Here is a 17,947-nt window from a genome sequence, read left to right on the forward strand (position 1 = left end):
TCAGTGTCCCTTGGGGTCGAGGATCTTCACCGGCTGGAAGTCCTCCTGGCTCTGCTCCTCGCGCGCCTGGTTGACGCGGGTGGTCAGCTCGGGAAGTGTCTCGTCCTCGATGGGCAGCTGCTCGAAGAAGTCGCAGCTGACGCACTCACGGTAGCGGATGCCGTGCTGTTCCCAGCTGCGGATGCGGTCCATCTCCGCGCAGCGCGGGCAGATGGCGCCGGCAATAAAGCGTTTGGCTACGGCCATGTTGTCTCCAGGGGTGAAGGGAAGGCGATGCCGCCGAGGCCGGCTCGGCGGCAGGGGGGGGGGACGGCTCAGGCCGCCCGGATGCCGCTGTGGCGCAGCAGCGGTTCGACGCTGGGCTCGCGGCCGCGGAAGGCGCGGAACAGCTCGGCGGCATCCCGGGCGCCGCCCTGCTCGAGGATCTCGGTGCGGAAGCGGCGGCCGGTCTCGGGGTCGAAGATACCCGCTTCCTCGAAGGCGCTCCAGGCGTCGGCGGAGAGCACCTCGGCCCACTTGTAACTGTAGTAGCCCGCCGCATAGCCGCCGGCAAAGATATGGCTGAAGCCGTTCTGGAAGCGGTTGAAGGGGGCGCGGGGCACCACCGAGACGCGACTGCGCACCTCGTCGAGCAGCCCCTGGACCTCATCGGCCGCGGGGGCCTCGAGCTCGTGGTGCAGGCGCAGGTCGAAGATCGAGAATTCCAGCTGGCGCACCATGCCCATGGCGGACTGGAAGTTCTTGGCCGCCTGGAGCTTCTCCAGCAGCTCGGCGGGTAGCGGCTCGCCGCTCTCCACGTGGCCGGCGATCAGGTCGAGGCCCTCGCGCTCCCAGCAGTAGTTCTCCATGAACTGGCTGGGGAGCTCCACGGCGTCCCAGGCCACGCCGTTGATGCCGGAGATGTCCGCCACCGTCTGCCGGGTCAGCATATGGTGCAGGCCGTGCCCGAACTCGTGGAAGAGGGTGGTGACCTCGTCATGGGTGAGCAGCGCGGGCTTGTCGCCCACCGGGCGGGTGAAGTTGCAGGTCAGGTAGGCCACCGGCAGCTGAAGGCTGTCGCCCTCCAGGCGGCGAACCCGGCACTCGTCCATCCAGGCGCCGCCGCGCTTGCCCTCCCGGGCGTAGAGATCCAGGTAGAAGCCGGCGATGGGAGTGCCGCCCTCCAGGATGCGGAAGAAACGCACATCCTTGTGGTAGCGGGGCGCCTCGTTGTCCTCCTCGAAGGTGACGCCGAAGAGCCGCTCCACCACCTGGAAGAGACCATCCACCACCCGGGGGGCGGGGAAGTAGGGGCGCAGCTGCTCCTGGGAGATGGCGTGGCGCGCCTCGCGCAGCTTCTCGCTGGCGTAGCCCACGTCCCAGGGGGCGAGCTCGACCATGCCCAGCTCCTCCCGGGCGTAGGCCTCGAGCTCGGCGAACTCCTCCTTCGCCTGGGGCACGGCGCGGCGGGCCAGGTCCTCGAGGAAGTCGAGCACCTGAGCGGGCGACTCGGCCATCTTGGTGGCCAGCGACAGGTCGGCATAGGTGGCAAAGCCGAGCAGCTCGGCGAGCTCCCGGCGCAGGGCCAGGGTCTCCTCCATGATAGGGGCGTTGTCGTACTCTCCGGCGTGGGGGCCCTGATCGGAGGCCCGGGTCACGAAGGCGGTATAGACCTCACGGCGCAGCTCGCGGTCGTCGGCGTAGCTCATTACCGGGAAGAAGCTCGGGAAGTCCAGGGTGATCCGATAGCCGGCCTGGCCCTTGGCCTCGGCGTTGGCGCGCAGGGCGGCCAGGGCGCTCTCGGGCAGGCCGGCCAGCCGGGTCTCGTCGGCCAGGTCCAGGTGCCAGGCCTGGGTGGCATCCAGCAGCTGGTTGGAGAAGGTATTGCCGAGCTCCGAGAGGCGCGCCTTGATCTCGCCGTAGCGCTGCTTCTGCTCGGCGGGCAGGTCTACCCCGGCCAGGCGGAAGTCGCGCAGGGTGTTCTCCACCGTGCGGCGCTGTCCCGCGTCGAGCTCGGCCCAGGCCGGCCCCTCCTTGAGGGCCTGCCAGGCGCGGAACAGCCCCTCATGCTGGCCGAGCCAGGTGCTGTACTCGGAGAGCTTGCCCAGGCAGGCCTGATAGGCCTCGCGCAGCTCGGGGCTGTTCATGGTGCCGTTGAGGTGGGAGACCGGCGACCAAGCCCGGGAGAGGCGGTCGTTGAGGGACTCCAGGGGGGCGGCCAGGCTCGCCCAGCTGGGTGCCTCGCGGCTCGCCTGCTCGACCAGCGCCTCGATGGCGCGGCGGTTCTCGGCCAGCAGCTCCTCCACGGCCGGTACCACCTGGTCGGCGTGGATCTCGTGGAAGGGGGGGAGCTCATGGGATTCGAGCAGCGGGTTGCGGGACATGCGCACCTCGGGGGTCGGGGGAGTGTAATGAGGCTTAGATGCGGGCGCCGGGCCCGGGTTTCAATGCGTACGTTTGGCCGGCAGGAGCCGGCCTGCTAGGCTTGCCGCCTTTCATGATGGCCCGGCGGGAGGGCAAACGATGAGCGAGACCCTGGAGCGCTGGACCACGCGGCGCGCCTTTATCCTGGCGGTAACCGGTGCCGCGGTGGGGCTGGGCAACATCTGGCGCTTCCCCTATATCACCGGCGAGAACGGCGGAGCGGCCTTCCTGCTGCTCTATATTGCCTTCGTGCTGCTGCTGGGGCTGCCGGTGATGATGGCCGAGATCATGGTGGGGCGCGCCGGGCGGCGCAGCCCGGTGGCGTCCCTGGGCCACCTGGCGGCCGAGGTCGGCGCCAGCCGCCACTGGCGGCTCCTGGGGCTGTTCGGGGCCTTCACGGTGTTCTGCATCCTCTCCTTCTACTCGGTGGTATCGGGCTGGTCCATCGAGTTCCTGGTCACCTCCATCAACGGCGGTTTCGTGGGGGCCTCGGCCGCCGAGATCGGGGCCGGCTTCGATGCCTTCCTGGCCGACCCGGGACGCATGACCTTCAACCATACCCTCTTCCTGGCCATGACCATGCTGGTGGTGGCCGCCGGCGTGGCCAAGGGGCTGGAGCGGCTCAACAACCTGCTGATGCCGCTGCTCTACGTGCTGCTGCTGCTGCTGGCCGGCTACGCCGCCACCACCGAGGGCTTCGGTCCGGCCCTGACCTGGCTCTTCATGCCCGACTTCTCGGCGGTGACGCCGCTGGTGGTGATGCACGCCATGGGCCACGCCTTCTTTACCCTGGCGGTGGGGGCCTGCGCGCTGATGGCCTACGGTGCCTACATGCCGGACCGACAGAGCCTGCCCCGTGCCGCCGGCGCCGTGGCGGTGCTGGATGTCTCGGTGGCGCTGCTGGCCGGCATCGCCATCTTCTCGGTGGTCTTCGCCCAGGGCATGGACCCGGGCGAGGGGCCGGGGCTGATGTTTGTCACCCTGCCCGTCGCCTTCGCCCAGCTGCCCTGGGGGGCGCTCTGGCTCAGCGTCTTCTTCCTGCTGCTGCTGCTGGCCACCTGGACCTCCTCAATCAACCTGGCCGAACCCATGGTGGCGACCCTGCAGGGACTGGGGCTCGCCCGCGGCCCGGCGGCGGCCCTGGTGGGCCTGGCGGTCTGGCTGGTGGGGCTGCTCAGCGTGCTCTCCTTCTCGACCCTGGCCGAGTGGCGACCGCTGTTCGGCATGAACGCCTTCGAGCTGGTCAGCACCATCCCGCCGGAGATCTTCCTGCCGCTGGGGGGGCTGCTGATCGCTATCTTCGCCGCCTGGGTGATGTCCGAGGAGGCGGCCCGCCGGGCGCTCGGCGTGACGCCCGGCGCCTTCGCCGTCTGGCGCGGCCTGGTGCGCTGGGTCGCCATTCCCCTGACGCTGGTAGTATTGGTGGCCGGCCTGTTCTGAACCGACACGAGGATTTCACGATGAGCGCGACAACGGCGATTCGCCCCTGGAAGGGCACCACTCCCCGGCTCGGTGCACGGGTCTATATCGATCCGGCCAGCCTGGTGCTGGGCGATGTGGAGCTTGGGGATGACAGCTCGGTGTGGCCCATGGCGGTGGTTCGCGGCGACATGCACCGCATCCGCATCGGCGCGCGCACCAGCGTGCAGGATGGCTGCGTGCTGCACATCACCCACGCCAGCGACTTCAATCCCGGCGGCTTCCCCCTGACCATCGGCGACGACGTCACCATCGGCCACAAGGCGATCCTGCACGGCGCGACCCTGGGCAGCCGCATCTTGGTGGGCATGGGGGCCATCGTCATGGACGGCGCCGTGGTGGAGGACGAGGTGATCATCGCCGCCGGCGCGGTGGTGACCCCGGGCAAGCGCCTGGAGAGCGGCTACGTCTATGCCGGCAATCCGGCCAAGGCGCTGCGTCCCCTCAAGGAGAAGGAGCGCGCCTTCTTCCCCTATACCGCCGGCAACTATGTCAGGCTCAAGGATGAATACCTGGGTCAGGCCCAGGGGTGACGACCCGGTGGCAATGAAGGAATAATTTCCTAAGCCATTGTTTCCCCATGCCGAGGCGGTGATAATCTGGCGATTTATCCAGTGCGTATTTCTCCAGTTCATCGAGGGCTCGCCCCGGCATGGCCGATTTTCGCACCCATCTTGGCGTGGCCGCCGCCGGCGGCGCCGTGGCCGCCCATGGCGGCTGGCAGGCGGGCCTGTGGACGGCCTGGGAGGCCCTGCCGGTGCTGGCGCTGGTGACCTTCGGGGGCATCCTGCCCGATATCGACGCCGACCGTTCCAAGGCCATCCGGCTGATCTTCAATCTGCTGGCGGTGCCGGCGGTGGTGGCCGGCGCCCTGCTGCTGCAGGGGCGGCTCGATACCGGTGGCCTGCTGCTCGCCTGCGGCGCCATCTACCTGGCCGTTCGCCATCTGGCAGGGGCTCTCTTTTCCCGCTTCACCGTGCACCGTGGCCTCTGGCACTCGCTGCTGGCGGCGGGGCTCTGTGGCCTGGTGACCGCAGCGCTCAGCCATCGGCTGTTTGCCCAGCCCGATACCCTGGCCTGGGCCCACGGGGTGGCGGTGACTCTGGGCTTCGTGATCCATCTGGCGCTGGATGAGCTCTACAGCGTCGACCTCACCGGGGCGCGCATCAAGCGCTCCTTCGGTACCGCCCTCAAGCCCTTCGACTGGCGCTCCCCGGGCAACTCCCTGGTGATGCTGCTGGCGGCGGTCAACCTGCTGCCCTGGCTGCCGGCCTGGGCGACCCTGTGGAGCCTGCTGGCTCAGGGCGCGGCGCTCTGGCGGTAGTCCTCGGCCTTGAGGCCGTACTTCTTCAGCTTGTCGTAGAGGGTCTTGCGCGGCAGGCCCAGCCCCTCGGCCACCTCGGTGACCCGGCCGCGATGGCGCGCAAGCGCCTGGTCGATCAGGCTCTTCTCGAACAGCTCCACCTGCTGGGGCAGCGGAAGCTCGCCGGCCTCGCTCTCGGCGCCCTCCAGCAGCGCCTCCAGGCGATAGTCGAAGGCGGCGCCCAGCAGCACGTAGCGCTCCGCCAGGTTGCGCAGCTCGCGGACGTTACCCGGCCAGTCGTGGGCCAGCAGGGCGCTGATGCCGGCGGCGTCCAGGGGCGGCGCTTCCAGGCCGCTGCGGTTGGCGGCGACCACCGCAAAGTGCTGGAAGAGCAGCGGGATATCCTCGCGGCGCTCGCGCAGCGGCGGAATGGGCAGGGTGACCACGTTGAGGCGGTAGTAGAGGTCTTCGCGAAACTCACCGGCCTCGGCGGCCGCCTTGAGATCCACCTTGGTGGCGGCGATCACCCGGATATCCAGGGGAATCGGCACATTGGCGCCCAGTCGCTCCACGCTGCGCTCCTGCAGCACCCGCAGCAGCTTGACCTGCAGGGACAGGGGCATCGACTCGATCTCGTCCAGGAACACCGTGCCGCCGCTGGCGTGCTCGAACTTGCCGATGCGCCGCTCCACGGCGCCGGTGAAGGCGCCCTTCTCGTGGCCGAACAGCTCCGACTCGATGGTGCTCTCGGGCACCGCGCCGCAGTTGATGGCCACGAAGGGGTGGCTGGCGCGCTGGCTGCGCTCGTGGATGGCCCGGGCGACCAGGTCCTTGCCGGCGCCGGTTTCGCCGTATAGCAGCACGTCGGCATCCACCTGGCTGATGCGCTGCACCATGGCGGCGAGGCGCTGGATGGCCGGGGTGCGCCCCACCAGCCGCGGGCCGAGGGCGGACTGCTGGGCCTCCAGCTCGGCCTTGAGCGCGCGATTCTCCAGGCTCAGGCGGCGCTTCTCGACGCCGCGCCGCACCACCTCCACCAGGCGCTCGGCGGCGAAGGGCTTCTCGAGGAAGTCCCAGGCGCCTTCGCGCATCGCCTCCACCGCCGTGGAGATGTCGCCGTGACCGGTGATCAGGATCACCGGCAGGTCGGGATCCCGCTGGCGCACCTCGCGCAGCAGCGCCATGCCGTCCATGCCGGGCATGCGGATATCGCTGACCACCACGCCGGGAAAGTCCGGGGCCAGGGCGGCGAGCGCCTCTTCGGCGCCGGAGTAGGGCGCGGGTGCGTAGCCGGCCAGCTCCAGGGTCTGGCCGGCGGTGATCCGCAGGTGGGGTTCATCGTCGATGATCATCACCGGGATAGCCGCCGGATCATGCATGGGGAAGAGTCTCCTGGTGGGTGGTGGCTCCGCCGGGGGATGGGGTGGCGTGTCGGGGCAGGCGGATGGTGAAGCGGGCCCCCCCTTCGGGGCAGTTGGCGGCGGTCAGGCTGCCGCCCAGGTCGTCGATGATGCGCGAGGAGATCGACAGGCCGAGCCCCAGCCCCTTGCCGGTGGGCTTGGTGGTGAAAAAGGGTTCGAAGATATGGCCCAGGTGCTCGACGGGGATGCCGGGACCGCTGTCGGCCACGCTCATCACGACCTGCTCGCCCTGGGTGTCGATGGCGAGCTCCAGGCGCGGGGCGGCGGTGCCGGTCATGGCCTGGAGGGCGTTGCCGATCAGGTTGACGAGTACCTGTTCGAGGCGGACCAGGTCGGCGCGCACCCAGACGGCCTGCTCGGGCCAGCGGCGGACCACCTCCACGCCGGTTTCACGCAGCCGGGCCTGGAAGAGGCGCAGGGCATAGTCGAAGCAGGCCTCGGGGGAGACCGCGGTGAGGGTTTCGCCGCTCTTGCGCGAGAACTGGCGCAGCTGGGCGCTGATCTCCGACATCCGGGCGGTCAGCTCGACGATCTGCTCGAGGTTGAGGTCGGCGCTCTCCAGGCGCTGGCGCGCCAGGAAGGTGCGAGCGTTCTCCGCATAGGCGCGGATGGCGGCCAGGGGCTGGTTGAGCTCGTGGTTGATGCCGGCGGCGAGCTGTCCGAGCATCGCCAGCTTGGCGGCCTGGATCAGCTCGTCGCGGGTCTGGCGCAGGCTCTCCTCGGCGCGCTTGCGCTCCTCGATCTCGCCGGATAGCCGGCGGTTGGTCTCCACCAGGTCGCGCGTCCGGTGGGCAACGCTGCGTTCCAGCTCGTCCCTGGCCCGTGCCAGGGTCTGGCGCTCGCGTTCGGCGAACTGCTCGCGCTCCCGGCGCAGGCGCAGGCGCTGCCAGCCGATGCCGCCGCCCAGCAGCACGATGCCGTAGAGGCCGCCGGCCAGCAGGGCCGAGACCCACTGGGCCTGCAGCACCGGGTTCAGCGGCTTGAGGATATGCATCTGCCAGCCGAACTCGGTCATGGGACGGGTGACGCTGAGGTAGCGGGGGCCGGCCAGGGGGCCATCAGTGAAGCGAACCAAGCGGCTGTATGCGCCGCGGTGCTCGAGCACCTCGACGCCGGAGTGGGTCAGCGGCTCGTCGGCATAGCGGCGGGTGGCCAGCAACGCCTGGCGCTCCTCCTCGGAGAGGGGGTGGAGGGAGGTCATGCGCAGCTCCGCCCGGCTGGCCATGAAGATGATGTCGTCCTCGTCGGTGACCAGCAGCTCGGCGTCCTGGTCGGCCCAGCTCTCCTCCACGGCGTCGAGCAGCACCTTGACCACCATGACCCCGTCGGGGCTGGAGTCGGGCTGGGTGTCATCGAGCCAGACCGGCGACGAGAAGTAGTAGCCGCGCTCCAGGGACTGCACGCCCAGGCCGTAGAAGCGCCCCTGGCCCCCGGCGATGGCGTCGGTGTAGTAGCTGCGGAAGGCATAGTTCTGGCCGATGAAGGTGTTGGGGCGGTGCCAGTTGCTGGCGGCCAGGGTGTCGGCGTGGCGGTCGAGCAGGTAGACGTCTGAGACGTCGGCGGTGGCCCGGAAGCGGTCCAGCAGCAGGTTGAGCGGCATGGCGTCCTGGGCATGTGGCGAGGAGAGAAAGCGCTGGACCCCCTCCCGGGAGGCGAGCAGCCGCGGCAGGTAGTCGTGACGTGAGAGGTGGCCGGTCAGCCCCGCCGCGGAGAGGCGTAGCTCGTTCTCGGCGTCCTGCTGCAGGGTCTGCAGGGCCTGGTCCCGGGCCACCAGGGCGGACTGCCACATGACCAGGGCCAGCCCCAGGGGGGCTGCCAGCAGCAGCAGGGTTCGCCAGCTGGGCGCTACCCTCACGAGGCGGCTTCCCGGCGCGGTGCCGGCATTGCCTGGGCGCGTCGCAGGGCGCGCTGGGCGCGGGTCTCGGCGCGGGCCAGCTCCAGCAGGCCCTCCTCCACGTAGACCAGGTGCTCGTGGGCCCGGTCCCGGGCGTCCTCGGCGCGCCCCTCGAGGATGGCGTCCAGCAGGGCGCGGTGCTGGGTCATCAGCTGGCCGCGAGCCTCTTCCTTCTCGAACAGGTGGGCCAGGTTGTCGACGATGCTCCTCTCCAGCAGGTGGAAGATGCCCCGAATGGTGTGCAGCAGCAGGACGTTGTGGGCGGCCTCGGCGATGGCCAGGTGGAAGGCGGCGTCGGCCTTGGCCTCCCGGGCCGGGTCCTTGCCCTGGAAGCAGGCGTCGAGCTCCTCGAAGCGCTTGATCAGCAGCGCCCTGTCGGTGGGCGTTGAGCGCAGCGCCGCATAGTAGGCGGAGAGGCCTTCCATGGCGTCGCGGAACTCCAGCAGGTCCAGGTGGAACTCTCCGTGGCGAGAGAGCATCTCCAGGATAGGGTCGCTATAGCCGCTGGTCAGCGCCTCCGAGATAAAGGTGCCGCCCCCCTGACGGCTCACCAGGAGGTTGCGCGCCGACAGCTTCTGGATCGCCTCGCGCAGGGAGGGCCGGGAGACCCCGAACTGCTCGGCCAGCTCGCGCTCGGGGGGCAGGCGCTGACCGGGCTTGAGGCTGCCCTCGAGGATCATCGCCTCGAGGCGCTCGGTGATCACATCGGCAAGGCGTGGTTGTCGGACCGGCTGATAGGCCATGGCGAGAGCTCCGAAGAGAGTGGCGGATACGGTATGGGATACAGGGTACGACATTCAATTGGTAATACCAATATGTCGCTCCTCGTGGGGTGCGGCATGCCCCGGAATTTTTCGCCGGATATCAGGCGCTTGTGCGGCCATTAGTGCTGCTAATACCAAAGTATAGGGGGTGGCGGCAGGAATTATTCCGGTTCTGGTTTGACACTGTATAGGGGCGCCTCCTAAGGTGCTTCCACAATTTCTGTCAATTGGTTTTACCAATTCTCCGGAATGCCGTTCAGCCTGCCGAGGAATCCGTCGATGACGCCAGTCAAGTGCTATCCGCCCAGGCCGGAGAAGGTCTACTTCTTCGGCACCTGCCTGATTGACCTCTTCTACCCTGAAGCGGGTCTGGATGGTATTCGACTGCTGGAGAGGGAGGGCATCGAGGTGCTCTTTCCGCGGAACCAGACCTGCTGCGGCCAGCCGGCCTATACCTCCGGCTATCAGGAGGAGGCGCGGGCGGTGGCGGCCGCGCAGCTCGACCTCTTCCCGGAGCCCTGGCCGATCATCGTCCCCTCCGGCTCCTGCGGCGGCATGATGCGCACCCACTACCCCCAGCTCTTCGCCGGCACCTCTCACGAGGCGCAGGCCCAGGAGGTGGCCGGACGCATCTTCGAGCTGACCGAGTTCCTGGTGCACGTCTGCCACCTGAGGCTCGAGGATCGCGGCGCGCCCGAGAGGGTCGCCATGCACACCTCCTGCAGCGCGCGGCGCGAGATGGGCCTGGCCGAGACCGGCCCGGCGCTGCTGGCCCAGCTCGGCCAGGTGGAGCTGGTCGAGCAGGAGCGCGCCGCCGAGTGCTGCGGCTTCGGCGGCACCTTCGCCGTGCGCCACCCGGAGGTCTCCGCCGCCATGGTCGAGGACAAGACCCTGGCCATCGAGGCGGCCGGCGCCGAACGCTTCGTCACCTCGGACTGCGGCTGCATGATGAACATCGGCGGCCGCTTTGCCCACCAGAAGAAGGCCGTGAAGGGCGAGCATATCGCCAGCTACCTGTGGCGGAGAACCTCATGAGCGTACAGACCTTCACTCCCCGGGAGTTCCACCGCCAGGCCCATGACGCCCTCGGCAACCCCCAGATCCGCGGCAATTTTCGCAAGGCGATGGATGGCCTGATGGCCAAGCGCCGCGACGCCTTCGCGGACTGGGACCTGGAGACCCTGCGCGAGCTGGGTGCCAATATCCGCCTGCGGGCGCTGGCCAGGCTGCCCGACCTGCTGGAGCAGCTGGAGGCCAACTGCCAGGCCAACGGCATCCGGGTGCACTGGGCCGAGGACGGCGAGGAGGCGTGCCGGATCATCCGCGAGATCTGCGAGGCCCACGGCGCCAGCTCGGTGATCAAGGGCAAGTCCATGGTCTCCGAGGAGATGCACCTCAATGCCCACCTCGAGGCGGCGGGCATCGAGGCGCTGGAGTCGGACCTCGGCGAGTACCTGGTGCAGCTCAACGAGCAGACGCCCTCCCACATCATCATGCCGGCGATCCATCTCAACACCGATGAGATCTCCGAGATCATGCACGACAAGACCGGCACCGAGCGCACCCGCGACGTCGACTATATGACAGCGGCGGCCCGGGCCCAGCTGCGCGAGCGCTTCATGGCCGCCGACGTGGGGGTCTCCGGGGTCAACTTCGCGGTGGCCGAGACCGGTACCCTCTGCCTGGTGGAGAACGAAGGCAACGGGCGGATGACCACCACGGTGCCGCCGGTGCATATCGCGGTGACTGGCATCGAGAAGGTGGTGGAGCACCTGCGCGACGTGCCGCCGCTCTATGCGCTGCTGACCCGCTCCGCCACCGGCCAGCACGTCACCACCTACTTCAACATGATCAGCTCGCCGCGCAGGGAGGGGGAGCATGACGGCCCGCAGGAGGTGCACCTGGTGCTGGTGGACAGCGGCCGCTCCAACATCTACCAGGATGACGAGCTGCTCGACACCCTGCGCTGCATCCGCTGTGGCGCCTGCATGAACCACTGCCCGGTCTACACCCGGGTGGGCGGCCACACCTACGGCACTACCTACCCGGGCCCCATCGGCAGCATCCTCTCCCCGCACATGATGGGGCTGGAGGAGACGAAGGACCTGCCCACCGCGTCGAGCCTGTGCGGTGCCTGCGGCGAGGTCTGTCCGGTGAAGATCCCGATTCCCGACCTGCTGGTGCGCCTGCGCCGCGAGGCGGTGGGCGAGGGGCGCGGCAACGTGCCCGGCGCCGGGATCAAGCGCACTCGCAAGGAGGCTGCCGCCTGGAAGGGGTTCCAGTGGCTGGCCACCCATCCCGGCGCCTGGCGCAGCGGCACCGCCCTGGCGGGCAAGCTCAAGGCGCTGATGCCGTCGAAGCTGGGCGCCTGGACCGACTACCGCACCGCTCCGGCACCGGCCGCTAGGTCCCTGCACGCCCTGGTCAAGGAGCACCAGGCGGGCCAGTCCCGCACCGAGCCAACCCGTGAGGAGGAGCGCCGATGAGTGCCCGCGATGCCATACTCAAGCGCCTGCGCGAGCGCGCCGACGGCCCCCTGAGCGCCCCCGAGAGCGACTTCTCCGTGGTGACCGGGCGAGGCTGGAGCCAGGAGGAGTGCCTGGCCCGCTTCGAGCGCTGGATCACCTCGGTGCACGGGGAGGTGGTTCATGCCGGCCATGACGACTGGACGCGCGCCCTGGCTGAGGTGCTGGTCGGCAAGGGGGTGCGCCGGCTGGCGCTGGGGCGCGAGCATCCGGTGGCCGCCGAGGCCCGGGAGGCCCTGGCCGATGGCGATGTCGAACTGGTCGACGTCGACCGCGATATCGAGGGGTGGCAGCGGGAGCAGTTCGAACGCGTCGACGCCGGGCTTACCTCGACCCGCGGCGCCATCGCCGAGACCGGCAGCCTGTGGCTCTGGCCGACCCCCGACGAGCCGCGGCTGATCAGCCTGGTGCCGCCGCTCCATATCGCCGTGCTGGATGCCGACGCCCTCGAGGAGACCTTCTTCGACGTGGTGGAGCGCCACGGCTGGGCGAACGGCATGCCCACCAATGCGCTGCTGATCTCCGGACCCAGCAAGACCGCCGATATCGAACAGACCCTGGCCTATGGCGTCCATGGTCCCCGCGAGCTGGTGGTGATCGTGCGCCATGACCAGGCTCCGGCCCGGGAGGGGGCATGAGCACTGCCCTGGCCGAGCGCATTCAGGCGCTCAAGGCGGCGCTGGCCGAGACCCTTCCCGCCGAGCGGCTGATCGATGACCCGCTGCGCACCCTGGCCTATGGCACCGATGCCAGCTTCTATCGGCTGATTCCCAAGCTGGTGGTGCGCCCCGAGAGCGAGGCGGAGCTGCAGCGGACGCTGGCCGAGTGCCGTGCGCGGGGGATCCCGGTGACCTTCCGGGCCGCCGGCACCTCGCTCTCCGGCCAGGCGGTGACCGACTCGGTGCTGATCCAGCTCGGCCGCGGCTGGCGCGGCCACGAGATCCTCGACGAGGGGCGTGTGATCCGCCTGCAGCCCGGAGTGATCGGCGCCCGGGCCAACCAGCTGCTGGCGCCCTTCGGGCGCAAGATCGGCCCGGATCCGGCCTCCATCAACAGCTGCATGATCGGCGGCATCGCCGCCAACAACGCCTCGGGCATGTGCTGCGGCACCGCCCAGAACAGCTATCGCACGCTGCGCGACCTGCGCGTGATCCTGGCCGACGGCACCCTGCTGGATACCGCCGACCCGGCCAGCCGCGAGGCCTTCCGGCGCTCCCATGCCGGACTGATCGAGGGGCTGGAGCGCCTCTCCGCCGAGACCCGCGCCAATGAGGCGCTCGCCGAGAAAATCCGCCACAAGTACCGCCTCAAGAACACCACCGGCTATGCCCTCAACAGCCTGGTCGACTTCGAGGATGGCATCGAGATCCTCAAGCACCTGATGATCGGCTCCGAGGGCACCCTGGGCTTTCTCAGCGCCATCACCTACGACAGCGTGGTGGACGAGCCCTGCAAGGCGGCGGCGCTGGCCTTCTTCCCCGACATGGCCACCACCTGTCGGGCCACTATCGCCCTCAAGCCCTCGCCGGTCTCCGCCGTGGAGCTGATGGATCGCGCCGCCCTGCGCTCGGTGCAGGACAAGCCCGGCATGCCCGAGGCCCTGCGCACCCTGCCGGACGGGGCGGCGGCGCTGCTGATCGACGTGCGCGGCCATGACGAGGAGGAGCTGGCGGCGCGCATGGCAGAGGTGCAGGCGAGCCTGGAGGGTATCCGCACCCTGGAACCGGTCACCTTCACCCGCGAGCCGGCCACCTACGAGCTCTACTGGAAGATTCGCAAGGGGCTCTTCCCGGCGGTCGGCGCGGTGCGCGAGACCGGCACCACGGTAATCATCGAGGACGTGGCCTTTCCCATCGAACGCCTCGACGAGGGGGTGCTGGCGCTGACCGACGTCTTCCATCGCCACGGCTATGCGGAGACGATTCTTTTCGGCCACGCCCTGGAGGGCAACCTGCACTTCGTCTTTCCCCAGGGGTTCGAGAAGCCCGGCGAGGTGGAGCGCTACCAGGCGCTAATGGACGAGGTCGCCCAGCTGGTGGGCGTCGAGTACGGCGGCTCTCTCAAGGCCGAGCACGGCACCGGGCGCAACATGGCTCCCTATGTGGAGCTCGAGTGGGGCGCCGACGCCTACGCCCTGATGTGGGAGATCAAGGCGCTGTTCGACCCGGAGAACCTGCTCAATCCCGAGGTGATCCTGAGTCGCAACCCCACCCTGCATCTGGAAAAACTGAAGCCGCTGCCGGCGGCTCACGAGATCGTCGACAAGTGCATCGAGTGCGGCTTCTGCGAGCATGTCTGCCCCTCGAAGGACCTCAGCCTGACGCCGCGTCAGCGCATCGTCATCGCCCGCGAGATGGCTCGCCTGGAGGCGCTAGGCGGTGCGGCCGGCAGCGAGGAGGCCGAGCGCCTGGCGAGGCTGCGGGCCGACGGCGGCTATGCCGTTGATGAGACCTGCGCCGCGGATGGCCTCTGCGCCACCCAGTGTCCGGTGGGCATCAATACCGGCGACCTGGTGCGCGAACTTCGCCATGAGCGCCTGGCGAGTCGGGCCGGCCTGGCCCATCGTGTGGGACGCCACTTCTCCGGGGCGACCCGCGTAGCGCGAGGGGCCCTGAACGTCGCCGGTACGGTCAACCGGGTGCTCGGCGACGACCTGATGGAGAAGGTCAGCGGTAGTGCGCGCCGCCTCAGCGGAGAGCGCCTTCCCCAGTGGACCCCGGCGCTACCCCAGGCCGCACCGGTCAGGGTGCTCGGTCAGGCGTCCTCGGCGCCGGGCCAGGACAGGGTCGTCTACCTGCCCAGCTGTGCCACTCGGGTATTCGGCGCCAGTCGACAGGATCGCGAGGAGAGGCGCTCCGCCATGGAGATCACCCTGTCGCTGCTGGAGAAGGCGGGCTTTGAGGTGACCATTCCCGAGGGCGTCGACCGGCTCTGCTGCGGCATGGCCTTCAACTCCAAGGGGCAGTTCGAGGAGGCGGCTCGCAAGGCAGGGGAGCTGAATCGCGAACTGCTGGTGGCAAGCGAGAACGGGCGCTTTCCGATCCTGATGGACACCAGCCCCTGCGTGCTGCACCTGCAGTCACGCCTGGATAAGCGCCTGGCGATCAGCGAACCGGTGGCCTTTGCCCATGACCACCTGCTGCCGCGCCTCACCCTCTCTCCGCTGGACGAGCGGGTCGCGGTGCATGTGACCTGTTCGAGCACCCATATGGGCCTCGGTGAGAAGATGGTGGCCCTGGCTCGCGCCTGCGCCCGGGAGGTGGTGGTGCCTGCCGAGATCACCTGCTGCGGCTTCGCCGGCGACAAGGGATTCGCGACGCCGGAACTGAACGCCTCGGCGCTGGCGGGGCTTGCCGAGCAGGTGGAGGCGTGCAGCGCGGGCTACTCCAATTCGCGTACCTGCGAGATCGGGTTGGCGCAGCATGGCGGCATTCCCTACCGCTCGATTCTCTCGCTGCTGGATCGGGCCAGCCAGCCTGCGGGAGAGGCTGCAAACTAGAGAAGAGCCCTTCCTGAAACTTTTTTACCGGAAGGGCTTGCAGGGCCCCGGGGAAAACCGTAAAGTACGCATCCGCTGCCGGTGACCAGCAAGGTTGCAGGCGGTAATAAGTGGCAGAAGTGATTGATCTGTCTGAGTTTTTTGAAACGCTTCGAAAAACTTTCAGTTGACAATCACCGCAGATTCGCTAGAGTGTGCGCCAATGGATTCGCAGTCGCCTCGGCAGGATGAGGCGGGCAGTCAGCGGAAATCGGTCGGGATGCAGCGCATCGCCAACCACCGCTTGACACGCTGAAGCGAATCGGTAGAATACGCCTTCCTCGCAGGGCGCTGACGACAGGCGGAGAGCTCAAGAGAGCCTGCTCCGGTCGACAGCACAGCGAGACGCTTCACTCCACAGGGTTCGCCCGAGAGTTCGAAGCTGCTCTTTAACAATCGATCAGGTAATTCATGTGGGCGCTTGTCGATGAGTTCGGTGACCAGTCACAGAACCATCAAGGCAAGCGACTCGTCAAGACCTTCGGTCTTTTGAGAAACGTTTGAACCTTGAGCCAAGTTTGGTGCACTTAATGCACTATATGATCTTAAACTGAAGAGTTTGATCATGGCTCAGATTGAACGCTGGCGGCAGGCCTAACACATGCAAGTCGAGCGGAAACGATGGAAGCTTGCTTCCAGGCGTCGAGCGGCGGACGGGTGAGTAATGCATGGGAATCTGCCCGATAGTGGGGGATAACCTGGGGAAACCCAGGCTAATACCGCATACGTCCTACGGGAGAAAGCAGGGGATCTTCGGACCTTGCGCTATCGGATGGGCCCATGTCGGATTAGCTTGTTGGTGAGGTAATGGCTCACCAAGGCGACGATCCGTAGCTGGTCTGAGAGGATGATCAGCCACATCGGGACTGAGACACGGCCCGAACTCCTACGGGAGGCAGCAGTGGGGAATATTGGACAATGGGCGAAAGCCTGATCCAGCCATGCCGCGTGTGTGAAGAAGGCCCTCGGGTTGTAAAGCACTTTCAGTGGGGAAGAAAGCCTTGGGATTAATACTCCCGAGGAAGGACATCACCCACAGAAGAAGCACCGGCTAACTCCGTGCCAGCAGCCGCGGTAATACGGAGGGTGCGAGCGTTAATCGGAATTACTGGGCGTAAAGCGCGCGTAGGCGGTCTGATAAGCCGGTTGTGAAAGCCCCGGGCTCAACCTGGGAACGGCATCCGGAACTGTCAGGCTAGAGTGCAGGAGAGGAAGGTAGAATTCCCGGTGTAGCGGTGAAATGCGTAGAGATCGGGAGGAATACCAGTGGCGAAGGCGGCCTTCTGGACTGACACTGACGCTGAGGTGCGAAAGCGTGGGTAGCAAACAGGATTAGATACCCTGGTAGTCCACGCCGTAAACGATGTCGACTAGCCGTTGGGGTCCTTGAGACCTTTGTGGCGCAGTTAACGCGATAAGTCGACCGCCTGGGGAGTACGGCCGCAAGGTTAAAACTCAAATGAATTGACGGGGGCCCGCACAAGCGGTGGAGCATGTGGTTTAATTCGATGCAACGCGAAGAACCTTACCTACCCTTGACATCGAGAGAACTTGGCAGAGATGCCTTGGTGCCTTCGGGAACTCTCAGACAGGTGCTGCATGGCTGTCGTCAGCTCGTGTTGTGAAATGTTGGGTTAAGTCCCGTAACGAGCGCAACCCTTGTCCTTATTTGCCAGCGCGTAATGGCGGGAACTCTAAGGAGACTGCCGGTGACAAACCGGAGGAAGGTGGGGACGACGTCAAGTCATCATGGCCCTTACGGGTAGGGCTACACACGTGCTACAATGGACGGTACAAAGGGTTGCAAAGCCGCGAGGTGGAGCTAATCCCATAAAGCTGTTCTCAGTCCGGATCGGAGTCTGCAACTCGACTCCGTGAAGTCGGAATCGCTAGTAATCGTGAATCAGAATGTCACGGTGAATACGTTCCCGGGCCTTGTACACACCGCCCGTCACACCATGGGAGTGGACTGCACCAGAAGTGGTTAGCCTAACTTCGGAGGGCGATCACCACGGTGTGGTTCATGACTGGGGTGAAGTCGTAACAAGGTAGCCGTAGGGGAACCTGCGGCTGGATCACCTCCTTATCGACGACGTCACCGACTCGCGACAAGTGCTCACAATGAATTACCTGATCGACCAGAGCAAAAGACTGTTTGGGTCGCGGACCCAGTGGTTGGAAGCCGGGTCTGTAGCTCAGTTGGTTAGAGCGCACCCCTGATAAGGGTGAGGTCGGCAGTTCAAATCTGCCCAGACCCACCAAATTTTATCCAGTCCTGCGTTATTTTGTGACTCGCATAGCAGGCTATGCGTCGCCACAAAATGCCTTGGCCTGAATAAAATTACCCAGAAGTATCGGGTATCAGTGGGGCCATAGCTCAGCTGGGAGAGCGCCTGCCTTGCACGCAGGAGGTCAGCGGTTCGATCCCGCTTGGCTCCACCATCGTCTCCTCTGCAACAGTCTTACCTGATCGGATCCGCAGTCATAAGCCAGCATCGCAGCAAAAGATGTCAGGTTTATGACTGTCGATTGACAGTCGCTCTTTAACAATGTGAATCATGCTGACAAACGTTCCTTCTGGAGTGATCCAGAAGAAACAAGTGATACGTCTCAAGCGTAT

Annotated in this window: 12 protein-coding genes, 2 tRNA genes and 1 rRNA gene; 10 read left to right on the forward strand and 5 right to left on the reverse strand. The window is 67.0% G+C overall.

Annotated features, from left to right (window positions below):
* Both ACRYRV_RS09500 and prlC read right to left on the reverse strand, forming a co-directional pair.
* Positions 1–246, reverse strand: a complete 246-nt coding sequence (locus tag ACRYRV_RS09500; RefSeq protein ID WP_253446449.1) for a YheV family putative zinc ribbon protein — start codon at positions 244–246, stop codon at positions 1–3.
* A 68-nt stretch (positions 247–314) separates the two neighbouring features.
* Positions 315–2,363 carry an oligopeptidase A gene (gene prlC / locus ACRYRV_RS09505; RefSeq protein WP_444985298.1) on the reverse strand — a complete coding sequence of 683 codons (2,049 nt, stop codon included), beginning with the start codon at positions 2,361–2,363 and terminating at the stop codon, positions 315–317.
* Between the two features lie 139 nt (positions 2,364–2,502).
* Here prlC and ACRYRV_RS09510 point away from each other — a divergent pair, with 139 nt between their 5' ends.
* From ACRYRV_RS09510 to ACRYRV_RS09520, 3 genes are all read left to right on the forward strand, one after another.
* On the forward strand, positions 2,503–3,843 hold the full coding sequence (locus ACRYRV_RS09510) for a sodium-dependent transporter (RefSeq protein ID WP_444985297.1): 1,341 nt from the start codon (positions 2,503–2,505) through the stop codon (positions 3,841–3,843).
* A gap of 20 nt (positions 3,844–3,863) precedes the next feature.
* Complete coding sequence (locus ACRYRV_RS09515; RefSeq protein ID WP_309636726.1) at positions 3,864–4,415, forward strand: gamma carbonic anhydrase family protein; 552 nt, start codon at positions 3,864–3,866, stop codon at positions 4,413–4,415.
* A gap of 119 nt (positions 4,416–4,534) precedes the next feature.
* Positions 4,535–5,206, forward strand: a complete 672-nt coding sequence (locus tag ACRYRV_RS09520; RefSeq protein WP_444985296.1) for a metal-dependent hydrolase — start codon at positions 4,535–4,537, stop codon at positions 5,204–5,206.
* On the opposite strand, the gene ACRYRV_RS09525 is transcribed toward ACRYRV_RS09520, so the two are convergent.
* The 3 genes from ACRYRV_RS09525 to ACRYRV_RS09535 are packed head-to-tail and all read right to left on the reverse strand — an operon-like array spanning position 5,182 to position 9,243.
* A complete protein-coding gene (locus ACRYRV_RS09525; RefSeq protein WP_253446435.1) occupies positions 5,182–6,564 on the reverse strand; it encodes a sigma-54-dependent transcriptional regulator in 1,383 nt (460 codons plus the stop codon). The genes ACRYRV_RS09520 and ACRYRV_RS09525 overlap by 25 nt on opposite strands.
* Positions 6,557–8,461 (reverse strand): sensor histidine kinase, encoded by a 1,905-nt coding sequence (locus tag ACRYRV_RS09530; RefSeq protein WP_444985295.1) that lies wholly within the window; start codon positions 8,459–8,461, stop codon positions 6,557–6,559. The genes ACRYRV_RS09525 and ACRYRV_RS09530 overlap by 8 nt, the downstream gene beginning before the upstream one ends.
* On the reverse strand, positions 8,458–9,243 hold the full coding sequence (locus ACRYRV_RS09535) for a GntR family transcriptional regulator (protein ID WP_299312581.1): 786 nt from the start codon (positions 9,241–9,243) through the stop codon (positions 8,458–8,460). The genes ACRYRV_RS09530 and ACRYRV_RS09535 overlap by 4 nt, the downstream gene beginning before the upstream one ends.
* Positions 9,244–9,543: 300 nt before the next feature.
* Between ACRYRV_RS09535 and ACRYRV_RS09540 the strand changes: the two genes are divergently transcribed.
* From ACRYRV_RS09540 to ACRYRV_RS09570, 7 genes are all read left to right on the forward strand, one after another.
* Positions 9,544–10,299, forward strand: a complete 756-nt coding sequence (locus tag ACRYRV_RS09540; RefSeq protein ID WP_444985294.1) for a (Fe-S)-binding protein — start codon at positions 9,544–9,546, stop codon at positions 10,297–10,299.
* Positions 10,296–11,750, forward strand: coding sequence for a LutB/LldF family L-lactate oxidation iron-sulfur protein (locus tag ACRYRV_RS09545; protein ID WP_444985293.1), 1,455 nt, complete (start codon positions 10,296–10,298; stop codon positions 11,748–11,750). Before ACRYRV_RS09540 ends, ACRYRV_RS09545 begins: the two co-directional genes overlap by 4 nt.
* A complete protein-coding gene (locus tag ACRYRV_RS09550; protein WP_309636732.1) occupies positions 11,747–12,427 on the forward strand; it encodes a LutC/YkgG family protein in 681 nt (226 codons plus the stop codon). Before ACRYRV_RS09545 ends, ACRYRV_RS09550 begins: the two co-directional genes overlap by 4 nt.
* Positions 12,424–15,288, forward strand: coding sequence for an FAD-binding and (Fe-S)-binding domain-containing protein (locus ACRYRV_RS09555; protein ID WP_444985292.1), 2,865 nt, complete (start codon positions 12,424–12,426; stop codon positions 15,286–15,288). Before ACRYRV_RS09550 ends, ACRYRV_RS09555 begins: the two co-directional genes overlap by 4 nt.
* A 586-nt stretch (positions 15,289–15,874) precedes the next feature.
* A 16S ribosomal RNA gene (locus ACRYRV_RS09560) occupies positions 15,875–17,413 on the forward strand.
* A gap of 98 nt (positions 17,414–17,511) precedes the next feature.
* A tRNA-Ile gene (locus tag ACRYRV_RS09565) sits at positions 17,512–17,588 on the forward strand.
* A gap of 105 nt (positions 17,589–17,693) precedes the next feature.
* Positions 17,694–17,769, forward strand: a tRNA-Ala gene (locus ACRYRV_RS09570).
* Positions 17,770–17,947: the final 178 nt, after the last annotated feature.

The organism is Halomonas mongoliensis, assembly GCF_052496345.1.